Annotated in this window: 8 protein-coding genes and 1 pseudogene; 5 read left to right on the forward strand and 4 right to left on the reverse strand. The window is 67.1% G+C overall.

Features of this window, described 5'->3' with window-relative positions:
* Positions 1–1,178 (reverse strand): annotated as a pseudogene (gene pyk / locus B3547_RS15665) (pyruvate kinase); the annotation flags it as partial.
* Positions 1,179–1,276: 98 nt separating this feature from the next.
* On the opposite strand from pyk, the gene B3547_RS15670 reads away from it, so the two are divergent.
* The 4 genes from B3547_RS15670 (at position 1,277) to ruvC (ending at position 3,471) form a co-directional block, all read left to right on the forward strand.
* Entirely contained in the window at positions 1,277–1,615 is a 339-nt protein-coding gene (locus tag B3547_RS15670) for a DUF1244 domain-containing protein (protein WP_194919463.1), read from the forward strand.
* A gap of 121 nt (positions 1,616–1,736) precedes the next feature.
* Positions 1,737–1,973 (forward strand): DUF2312 domain-containing protein, encoded by a 237-nt coding sequence (locus tag B3547_RS15675; RefSeq protein ID WP_124809966.1) that lies wholly within the window; start codon positions 1,737–1,739, stop codon positions 1,971–1,973.
* Between the two features lie 157 nt (positions 1,974–2,130).
* Positions 2,131–2,874 (forward strand): YebC/PmpR family DNA-binding transcriptional regulator, encoded by a 744-nt coding sequence (locus B3547_RS15680; RefSeq protein WP_124809967.1) that lies wholly within the window; start codon positions 2,131–2,133, stop codon positions 2,872–2,874.
* Positions 2,875–2,994: 120 nt separating this feature from the next.
* Positions 2,995–3,471 carry a crossover junction endodeoxyribonuclease RuvC gene (ruvC, locus tag B3547_RS15685; RefSeq protein ID WP_292964557.1) on the forward strand — a complete coding sequence of 159 codons (477 nt, stop codon included), beginning with the start codon at positions 2,995–2,997 and terminating at the stop codon, positions 3,469–3,471.
* Between the two features lie 211 nt (positions 3,472–3,682).
* Here ruvC and B3547_RS15690 read toward each other — a convergent pair whose 3' ends face one another.
* From B3547_RS15690 to B3547_RS15700, 3 genes are all read right to left on the reverse strand, one after another.
* On the reverse strand, positions 3,683–4,876 hold the full coding sequence (locus B3547_RS15690; protein ID WP_124809970.1) for a glycosyltransferase family 4 protein: 1,194 nt from the start codon (positions 4,874–4,876) through the stop codon (positions 3,683–3,685).
* A 74-nt stretch (positions 4,877–4,950) separates the two neighbouring features.
* A complete protein-coding gene (locus B3547_RS15695; protein ID WP_292964563.1) occupies positions 4,951–5,340 on the reverse strand; it encodes a hypothetical protein in 390 nt (129 codons plus the stop codon).
* 163 nt (positions 5,341–5,503) lie between these two features.
* Positions 5,504–5,965, reverse strand: a complete 462-nt coding sequence (locus tag B3547_RS15700) for a hypothetical protein (RefSeq protein WP_292964565.1) — start codon at positions 5,963–5,965, stop codon at positions 5,504–5,506.
* 285 nt (positions 5,966–6,250) lie between these two features.
* On the opposite strand from B3547_RS15700, the gene B3547_RS15705 reads away from it, so the two are divergent.
* Positions 6,251–9,052 (forward strand): DUF3857 domain-containing protein, encoded by a 2,802-nt coding sequence (locus tag B3547_RS15705; protein WP_292964567.1) that lies wholly within the window; start codon positions 6,251–6,253, stop codon positions 9,050–9,052.
* Positions 9,053–9,098: the final 46 nt, after the last annotated feature.

The following is a 9,098-nucleotide window of genomic DNA, read 5'->3' on the forward strand; positions in this document are numbered from 1 at the left end:
GACGCGGCGCGCGGTCGATCCCGATCCCGTGAACACGATGATGCCCGAGATCGGCAGCGTATCGGCAATGCTGGCGCAGGCTTGCGACAGGGCGTCTGCCGTCGTCGGATCGGGCAGGGTCTCGATGAAATGGACGCGCGCGGCATAGCCGCGATCGGCTTCCACTTGCGCGGCGATGCGGTGCATGATCGTCACCGCTTCCTCCGGCCAGGCGCCGGCGGCGGTTTCGGCCGAGAGCNNGAGAGCATCACCGCGTCGGCGCCGTCATAGACCGCGTTCGCCACGTCGGAAACTTCGGCGCGCGTCGGCGTCGGGGTTTCGATCATCGATTCGAGCATCTGCGTGGCGACGACCACCGGCTTGCCCTGCCGCCGCGCGAATTCGACGATGCGCTTCTGCAGCGGCGGCACTTCCTCGGGGTTCAGTTCCACACCCAGATCGCCGCGCGCCACCATGATGCCGTCGGAGAGTTCGATGATCTCCTCCAGCCGCGAAATCGCCGCCGGCTTCTCGATCTTGGCCATCAGCGAACCGTATCCGCCCATCAGGCGGCGCGCCTCGGCCACGTCCTCGGGCCGCTGCACGAACGACAGCGCGATCCAGTCCGCGCCATGCTCCACCGCGAAGGCCAGATCGCGGCGGTCCTTGTCGGTCAGCGCCGGCACCGGCACCACCGCATCGGGCACGTTCACGCCCTTGCGGTCGGAAATCACCCCGCCGACCTCGGCCGAACACAGGATCGCGTCCTTGTCGGCGCGGATCACGCGCAACCTCAGCTTGCCGTCGTCGATCAGCAGGCGCTGGCCCTTTTCAAGGATGCCGAACAGTTCGGGATGCGGCAGGCAGACGCGCGTCTCGTCGCCCGGTTCGGGATTGCGGTCCAGGGTGAAGTGGCCCGAATGGCGGATCACCGCGCGGCCTTCGCGGAACGTGCCCACGCGCAGCTTCGGCCCCTGCAGGTCGCACAGGATCGTGATCGGCCGGTTGACCTTCTTTTCCAGCGCGCGGATCGAGGCGATCGTTTCGGCGTGGGTGGCGTGATCGCCATGGCTCATGTTGACGCGGAAGGCGTCGGCGCCGGCACGGAACAGCTTTTCGAGCATCTCGGGCGCGCGGCTGGCCGGGCCTACCGTCGCCAGAATCTTCACCTTGCGGCCCCGGGGATCATGTTTCGCCACGCGTGGCTCCCTAGTTTTTGCGGCCCTTACGGAAAGCGCCTCTTCAACGGCCCCGGCCTATGGCCTATGCGACGGGAAAACCCAAGGGAATGATTGCCATGGATACGAATGCGACACCCGGTGCCGGCGATACCCCCGCCGACGCGCTCGATACCCTGCCCGATGCGGTGGCCGCCGCCGCGTTCCGCCGCCTGGTGCGCCATCTGCGCCACCGCCACGATGCGCAGAACATCGATCTGATGGGCCTGGCGGGCTTCTGCCGCAACTGCCTGGCCGACTGGATCAACGAAGCCGGCGCCGGGCTGGACAAGACCGCCGCGCGCGAAGCGATCCACGGCCTGCCCGCCGCCGAATGGAAGGCCCGCTTCCAGACCGCGGCGACGCCCGAACAGCTGGCGCGCATGGAGGAAAGCATGAAGAAGAACGCCGGACACTGACGATCCGCCGATAGTTCCGCCGCCAGCGGAGAGGATTTCCACAGCCGCCGCTTTGCGCGAACCGGCGCGCCCGCTATCAGCGCGGCCGACCGATTCACCATAACCCTTGCGGAGTTTCCCGATGGCCGAAGCCGCCGATGATCGCCTGCGCCTCCTGATCGAGCGCATCGAACGCCTTGAAGAAGAAAAGAAGGGCATCGGCGACGACATCAAGGATGTCTACAACGAAGCCAAGGCCGTGGGTTACGACGCCAAGATCATGCGCCAGATCGTACGCCTGCGGAAGATGAAGCCCGACGACCGCCGCGAGATGGAAATGGTTCTCGAAACCTACAAGACCGCGCTGGGCCTGGGCTGACCCCGAACCGACGCGGAACCACCGCGCGCGCAAACACCGACAACAGCGGGAATTCCGGGGGCGGTTGCTATCGCCCCCCCGCGCGGTGTAAGGCGCGCGCAACCGGGGCGCCGAGGATGCCGGAAGCTCCGCAACTCGCAGACTTCCGAAGGTTCCCATGGCAGGCCATTCCAAATTCAAGAACATCATGCACCGCAAGGGCGCGCAGGACAAGAAGCGCTCTGCCCAGTTCTCCAAGCTCAGCCGCGAAATCACCGTCGCGGCCAAGATGGGCATGCCCGATCCGGACATGAACCCGCGCCTGCGCGCCGCGGTCAACGCCGCCAAGGCGCAGTCGATGCCCAAGGACAACATCCAGCGCGCGATCGACAAGGCCAGCAAGGGCGATGCGGAGAACTACGAGGAAATCCGCTATGAGGGCTACGGCCCCGGCGGCGTCGCGCTGATCGTCGAGGCGCTGACCGACAACCGCAACCGCACCGCCACCAACGTCCGCACCGCCTTCGCCAAGAACGGCGGCAACCTGGGCGCCAGCGGCGCGGTCAGCCACGGCTTCGAACGGCTCGGCCTGATCGAATACCCCGGCAAGGCCGGCGACGAGGAAAAGGTGCTCGAAGCCGCGATCGAGGCCGGCGCCGACGATGTCGAGAGCGACGAGGAATCGCATTCGATCTGGGTGGCGGTGGAAAACCTCCACGAAGTGGCGCGCGAGCTGGAAAAGACGCTGGGCGAAGCCGAAGGCGTGAAGCTGGCATGGCGGCCCAACCTCAAGACCGAGGTTTCCGCCGACGACGCCGCCACGCTGCTCAAGCTGATCGACGTGCTGGACGACGACGACGACGTGCAGACCGTTTGGGGCAACTACGAAATCCCCGACGAAGTGATGGAAAAGCTTGGGTAATGGAAAAGCTGGCCTGATGCATCTCCCCTCCCGCCTGCGGGAGGGGTCGGGGGTGGGCCTTGCGGGGCGCGGCGCCGGACCTTCCCACCCATTGGCCTCCCGTCTGCGGAAGGGGCAGGAATGATCATCCTCGGCATCGATCCCGGCCTCACCTGCACCGGCTGGGGCGTGGTGGCCAAGGCGGGCAGCCGGCTGAGCCACATCGCCAACGGCCAGATCCGCACCGATGCCAAGGCCAGCATGGCCGAACGGCTGGTGGAGCTGGACGCCGCGCTGACCGACGTGATCCTGGCCCACCGCCCCGATACCGGCGCGGTCGAGGAAGTCTTCGTCAACGTGAATCCGCAATCGACGCTGAAGCTGGGGCAAGCACGCGGCGTCGCCATGCTCTCGGTGGCGCGCGCGGGCATCCCGGTGGCGGAATACCCCACCAAGGTGATCAAGAAAGCGATGGTCGGCACCGGCGGCGCGGAAAAGCTGCAGGTTCAGGCGATGCTGAAAGTGCTGCTCCCCGGCGTGAAACTGGCCGGCGAGGACGCGGCGGACGCGCTCGCCGTGGCAATCACCCACGCCAACATGCTGGGCAGCCACCGGTAAACGCCCGTCAGGCTGCCCTTGCGGACGCGACGAGGTTGCGGAGTTTGGGCACGCAAAACCCCGCTCGTCCTGAGCCCGTCGAAGGACCCGCGATACGGTTGATCTTGAGGCGGTTTACCGCGCGCGGCCAGCACGGAGCGCGTCCTTCGACAGGCTCAGGACGAGCGGACATAGGGGATTGCTCGCGAACCGCATCCCTCCCCGAATACCCCTACCGCCGCTTCGCCTTGCCCTTCTGCCGGATCAGCCGCAGGTAGGTATCGGCCACCGCCTGGTTGATGCGGTCCCAGCTGAACTCCAGGCTGCGCGCCTCGCCCGCCGCGCCGTGGCGCGCGCGCAGGTCGGCGTCCTCGACATAGGCGCGCAGGGCCTCGGCGAACTGGCGCACCGCGCCGGGGGCGATCAGCCGGCCGGAAACGCCGTCGTCGACCAGGCTCTGGCTGCCCGTGGCCGCCGCAGCGACCACCGGCACGCCGCAGGCCATCGCCTCCAGCGTGACGTTGCCGAATGTCTCGGTGATGGACGGGTTGAACAGCACGTCCATGCTGGCGACCGCGCGGCCAAGGTCAGCGCCGCCCTGGAAGCCGGTGAACACGGCTTGCGGCAACCGTTCGGTGAACCAGTCGTGCGCCGGCCCTTCTCCTACCACCATCACCCGGTGCGCCACGCCGCGCCGGGCAAGCTGGTCGATCGAATCCGAAAAGACGTCCAGCCCCTTTTCCATGACCAGGCGGCCGAGGAAGCCGATCACCACCTCGTCATCGGCGATGCCCAGGCTTTGCCGCCAGGCGGTATCGCGGCGGCCGGGATGGAAGACATCGCGGTCCACCCCACGCGACCAGATGTCGATGTCGTAGTTCATGCGCTGCGCGCGAAGCACTTGCGCCATCGATTCGGACGGCGCGACCAGCGCATCGCACCGGCGATAGAAACGGCGCAGCACGGCCTCGAGCACCGGTTCCAGGAACGCCATGTTGTAATAGCGGGGGTAGGTCTCGAACCGGGTGTGGACCGAGGCGAGGATCGGCAGGCGGTGCCGGCGCGCCCAGCTCACCGCGCGGTGGCCGGCGATGTCGGGCGAGGAAACGTGGACCACATGCGGCGCGAACGTGGCCAGATCGCGCCGCACACGCGGGCTGAGCGCGATGGGCAGGCGGTATTCCGCGCGGCCGGGAATGGCTATGGAAGGCACCCCGACCAGCTTACCCTTGGACGGAAACGCGGGGTTGGCCACCTTGGGCGCATAGACGCGCACTTGCGCGCCCTGGCGCTGGAGATAGCCGACCAGCCGGTTCAGCGCCTGGTTGGCGCCATCGCGGACATAGTTGTAGTTGCCGCTGAACAGCGCCACGCGCAGCCCTTGGGTCGTGGCGGGCAAGGACCCAGTATCGGTGGAGTCGACCATCGCGTCCCCTTAGCCGCCCCTTTCGTGCTTGGCGAGTACACGAAAGGTAGCGGCCGAGGCAAACCGCGGTGCCTTTACCAGCCGCGGCGGTATCCGTGGTGCCAGCCGCCGTGCCAGCCCCAGCCGCCGCGATAGACCACCACGGGCGGCGGGGGCGGCGGCGCGTAATAGTAGCTGCGCGGATAGACCGGATAGGCGGGATAGACCGGCGCCGGATAGGCCGGATACGCCGGGTAGTCGGCATAATAGCCGCGATCATAGTAGCGGTCGCGTTGGTTCGACGCGATGGCCGCGCCGACCGCCAGGCCGACGATGCCGCCCGCGATCGCCGCGCCCGTGCTGTCGCCACCACGATGGCCATAATAGGGGCCGCCGTAGTAGGGGCGTGCCTGCGCCGGAGCCGCGGCCGCCAGCGCGGTGGCCGCCAGCGTCATCGCAACGATGCCTTTCTTGAGATGGTTCACGACTGTTCTCCTCATCCGCCGTGTCGGTCCCTGGCACGGACTGTTGCCTTTTCATCTGCCCGGCTCGCGCTGAACGGAGCCTGAAAAATCCCGTCACACGGCGTTATCGGGGCACGATCCGTCGCAAAACGGGACGGGGTTGCCCCCGTCCCGTCCCCCCGGATCAGTTGCCGTAGGGATAGCCACGCGGATCGCCGCGATAGCCGTCCCGGTAGTCGCCGCCGTAGCCGTTGTTGTAACCCTGGTTGTTGTAGCCGTCGCGCCCGTAGTAGCCGTTGTCGTTGTACCCGCGGCGGGCGTAATAGCCCTCGTCATCGCAGGGCCGGCCGTTCTGGTCATAGCGACGACCGTCACGGTCCCAGTAGTATCCGTCGCGCCAGGTCCAGCCGCGATCGCGGTAGCGGTCGTGCTTGTTGCTGTTGGCGCTCGAGGCGATCAGCGCGCCGATGGCGATGCCGACGATCCCGCCGACGATCGCGGCGCCGGTGGCGTCCCCACCACCGCGATGATAACCGCCGCCATAGCCGCCGCCGTAATAGGGCCGGGCCGAGGCCGGCGCGACGCTGGCAAACGTGGTGGCGGCCAGCGCGGTGGCGAGGATCGCCTTCTTCGCGAATTGCATCATGAGCGTTCTCCCGGAACGGTCCCTGGAAAGCCCCGTGCCTTCCCCGATGTGCCGCCGTGAGAAGCGGTCTAGGCGATTCGCGCTGAACGAAACCGGAAAGGAACTGGCAGCTTTTGTTCAGGTTCATTCCGGGTTTGATGAACAAATATGCGACCTCGGGGAGCGGCGGAAACTGTGTGCGTTTTGGCGGTACGGGTTGCGTTGCCGCAAATAATTCGCCCTACTTCAACACGCTGACGCGGGTCCGCCAATGGCGCACGCTCGCTGATACGGGGGCAAAGACGCATGGGCAGAATCGATTTGGCGGGTGTTTCGGCCATGGCGGCCGTGCTGCTGGCGCAACCCGCCGCAGCCGGCGAAACGCCGCTGTATCAACCTTCGCCCGCCTGGATTCACCCGGTTTCGCTGCCCGCCACGCTGGCCAGCGACAGTGCGTTCGCGCCGCTTTACGATTGGCAGGTGCGGATCGCCGATGGCCGGGTGTGGAGCTATTTCGACATCACGGTCAAGATGACCAACGCCGAAACGATCGCCAGCAACTCCACGCTCGCGCTGCCGTGGCTGCCGGACAAGGGCGATCTCATCGTTCACGAAGTAGCGATCATCCGCAACGGCGCGACGATCGATCTGCTCAAGGACGGCAAGCGGTTCGACGTCCTGCGGCGTGAACAGCAGCTGGAACAGCGCCAGATCACCGGTCTCCTGACCGCCACGATGGAGCCTGAGGGCCTCCAGATCGGCGATACCCTGCACGTGCGCGCGTCCGTTACCACGCTGGACAAGGCGCTGGGCGATCGCGCGCAGTGGCAGGCGCCGCTGATCGCGCTGCCCGCCAAAACCAGCGGCGCGACGATGGCGTTGAGCTTCCCGTCCAAACGGCCGCCGCACTGGCAGATCGTGGGCGCCACCCCGCAAACCACCACGGTCACGCGCGATGGCTTCACCACCGTATCCGTGGCGCTGCCCACGCCGAAGAAGCCGGAAATGCCCGGAGACGCGCCCCTGCGTTTCCGCCAGCCGGCCTTCATCGAAGCGTCCGATTTCGCGTCCTGGCGCGAAGTCTCGAAAGTGATGAGCCCGCTGTTCGCCACCGAAGGCACGATCGAGAAGGACGGCGCGCTGGCGGCGGAAATCGAAACGATCCGCAAGGCGAGCGCCGACCCGCTGACGCAGGCCGCCCTGGCGCTGCGCAGCGTGCAGGACAAGATCCGCTATGTCGCCGTCCAGATGAACGGCGGCAATTACGTTCCGCAGGCGCCGGAGCGGACATGGTCGATCCGGTATGGCGATTGCAAGGCCAAGACGCTGCTGTTGCTGGCCATGCTGCGCGCGCTGCAGATCGATGCCGAACCGGTACTGGCCAGCGCGACGATGGACGATCTGGTGCCGCAGCACCTGCCTTCGGCGGGGGCGTTCGACCATGTGTTCGTGCGCGCGCGGATCGGCGGACGGTCGGTCTGGCTGGATGGGACCGACACGGGCACGCGCCTGCCCGATCTCGGCGATACGCCCACGATGCGGCAGGTGTTGCCGCTGCGCGCCGACGGGGCGGAGCTGGAAGCGATCCAGCGAACCGCGCCCGCGCGTCCTACGGTCGATATCACGCTGGACATCGATGAAAGCACCAGCACCGATTTGCCCTCGCTGACGCAGATCAACGCCGTCTTCCGAGGCGGCGCGGCCACGCTAATGAATACGGCCAGGGAACAATTGGCCGAGAAGGAACACGAACAGTTCCTCGCAACGATGCTGCAGCGGCTGCTCGGAGAGGGCCAGTTCGCCGATCTGGCGGCAAAGCCCGATCCAGACCTCGGAACGGTCGCCGTGTCCGGCAAGGCCGTGTTCACCACGCCGTGGACCACCGAGGACCACTTGCGCAAGCGGCAGGTTGCGCGCCTGACCGGTGACCAGGAATTCAGCCCGGACCGCGCCCGCACGTCCTGGGCGAATATCCCCGTAACGACCGGCACCCCTGATCGCATGCACTACAAGGCCCGCATCCATCTGCCGGAAGATGGCCGGGGCCTGACGGTCGAAGGCGCGCGCCATCTCGATACCGAGGTAGCCGGGCGGCGCCTGCAGCGCAGCCTCTCGCTGGAGGGCGCCGTGCTGACCCTGGACGAAACGATGACCATGGCCGGCACCGAAGTGGCGCCCGCTGCCGTCGCCGGCGAACGGGACCGGGCGGCCGCCGTCAACGCGCAGGCGCCAAGGCTGATCGCGCCGCTCGATACACGGCGGCGCTGGCAACTGACCGAAGCGGCAACCCGCGCCTCGTCCCAGATCGCCGGTATCAACGCCATCTATGAACGCGCGATCGCAACCGCCGAGGCGGACGATACGCTGCCGTGGAGCAACCGCGCGAACTATCGCAAGGGCATCGGCGACCGGAGGGGCGCCATCGCCGATCTTTCGCACGTGATCGCCACGCACCCGTCGGTGGACGAGTACCTCGTGCGCGCCGACATCTACGACACCATCGGCGATTATGCCTCCGCCGAGAAGGATGCCGATGCGGCACGGGCAATCGATCCGTCATCGCTCCCGGCGATCGGCCGGCTCGCCTACTATGCGGCGAAGCAGGGCAAGGTGGACAGCGCGCTGGCCCTGCTGGACGAAAAGATCGCGCTCGGCGGCCAGACGCGCTTCGACTACCAGCTCTCGCGCGCGCAGATTCTCGGCGAGTTCGGCGATCCGGCGGCGGCAATCGGACAATATGATGCGCTGATCACGCAGAAACCGGGCAAGCCCAGCCTGCTGAACGGGCGCTGCTGGACCAAGGCGCTGCGGCAGGTGCAGATCGACACCGCGCTGAAGGATTGCACCAGCGCCATCGAGCTGAGCGACGACACCTCCGAAATCCTCGACAGCCGCGCGGTCGTCTGGCTGCGGCTTGGCAAGTTCACCGAGGCGCTGGCGGATATCGACGCCGCGCTGGTCCAGTCACCCGGCCTGGCGCAGAGCCGCTACATCCGCAGCCTGATCCTGCGGCATCTGGACCGCGGCGCCGAAGCCGACAGCGAACGCGAACAGGCCCTGCGCATCCTGCCCATGGTCGAGAAGGAGTACCGGCGCTACGCGTTGTAGGGGAGCGCCCGATAGCTCATTAAAAAAGGCGGTTATGTCGCTTGCA

Origin of the sequence: Novosphingobium sp. UBA1939, assembly GCF_002336885.1 — a bacterium.
In the GTDB taxonomy this organism is placed as follows: domain Bacteria; phylum Pseudomonadota; class Alphaproteobacteria; order Sphingomonadales; family Sphingomonadaceae; genus Novosphingobium.

What these genes read in the sequence shown, in the direction of transcription:
- B3547_RS15690 (WP_124809970.1), bottom strand. Translation starts at nt 4,876, where the DNA reads ATGGTCGACTCCACCGATACTGGGTCCTTGCCCGCCACGACCCAAGGG.
- ruvC (WP_292964557.1), top strand. Translation starts at nt 2,995, where the DNA reads ATGATCATCCTCGGCATCGATCCCGGCCTCACCTGCACCGGCTGGGGC.
- B3547_RS15700 (WP_292964565.1), bottom strand. Translation starts at nt 5,965, where the DNA reads ATGATGCAATTCGCGAAGAAGGCGATCCTCGCCACCGCGCTGGCCGCC.
- B3547_RS15680 (WP_124809967.1), top strand. Translation starts at nt 2,131, where the DNA reads ATGGCAGGCCATTCCAAATTCAAGAACATCATGCACCGCAAGGGCGCG.
- B3547_RS15705 (WP_292964567.1), top strand. Translation starts at nt 6,251, where the DNA reads ATGGGCAGAATCGATTTGGCGGGTGTTTCGGCCATGGCGGCCGTGCTG.
- B3547_RS15670 (WP_194919463.1), top strand. Translation starts at nt 1,277, where the DNA reads ATGGATACGAATGCGACACCCGGTGCCGGCGATACCCCCGCCGACGCG.
- B3547_RS15675 (WP_124809966.1), top strand. Translation starts at nt 1,737, where the DNA reads ATGGCCGAAGCCGCCGATGATCGCCTGCGCCTCCTGATCGAGCGCATC.